The following is a 978-nucleotide window of genomic DNA, read 5'->3' on the forward strand; positions in this document are numbered from 1 at the left end:
TTTTGTCCTGATATTTGTTCCACTGCCTGCGGCGCCAGTCTTGGTGTGGCCTGCCGGGCACCTCGGTTTGGCTGGTGTAACGAGCAAAGTAGATGAGATTGCCTTGCAGGTGCTCCCGCTGCCACGCCAGCGCTTCGTCTGACGCTAGTGTCCGTCGTAGACGGCGAAGCTGGTCGTTCACCAGAGCGTTCATTGGATACAGCACAATCGCACGCAATGCTGCTGGACGTGTCTCATATCGTCGGCTGTGCAGCCAGACTCGTCCCCGTGAATGCCATTCTCCAGGCGAACCTGCGCTGTTGGGAGCCGACCAATGTAGGGCCTCACGGAGAATATCGGCCAGGATGGGGAGATAGAAGCACTCTGTCTTGCCCGACCCGGTGCCGCTTGCCACGATCCGGTCACGTGGACTCCCGTCCTCTGCCCAAGCGGCCCGTAATGCTTCCTCTTGGGGAGTCCATAGGGGGAACCTGTTAGTTGGCAAGCCGAAGCGTGCAAGCTCAGGTAGCTCCCTCGGAATCCAGGGTAATCCGAGATGACGCAACCAAGCACCGGTGCTGAAACGCGGCGTCGTTTCAATGAAAGGGATCTGACTGACAACCTCGGGCATCCGGAGGAGATTCGCTCGCTCTTGCACCACGGCCGGATGGGAAATGCGGTACGCCGTCTCAAGATAGGTGCATAACATCTCCTTGAGCTCAGCCGCGAGTGTATGAGGGCTTTGTCTCATTGCTCACTACTCCTTCTATAACTACGTCGGAAGACGGTGGCAGGTGGTCGTCCGTCTTGGCGCCATAGCCTGAGTGTGTTCACTAACGTAGTACAGGCCATGCTGGTGAGTGCCTCGTTCATCTCAAGTACTAGCCACCGGCCACGAAAGCATGGCGACCGGCCTGCGAGGACTCGTCGCCACTGCTGAGTTGCTCCTGGCAGCATCGTGGGTACCCCGACCCTTGCGCCATCCCACCAGCTAGTTCT

At 58.6% G+C, this 978-nt stretch carries 1 protein-coding gene; it reads right to left on the reverse strand.

Annotated elements, in window-relative coordinates:
* Positions 1 to 730 (reverse strand): DEAD/DEAH box helicase (locus tag HW443_RS11865; protein ID WP_176238293.1); only part of this gene is annotated, 730 nt, incomplete at its 3' end.
* Positions 731 to 978: the final 248 nt, after the last annotated feature.

This window comes from Candidatus Hakubella thermalkaliphila (genome assembly GCF_013281975.1).
Taxonomy (GTDB): domain Bacteria; phylum Actinomycetota; class Humimicrobiia; order Hakubellales; family Hakubellaceae; genus Hakubella; species Hakubella thermalkaliphila.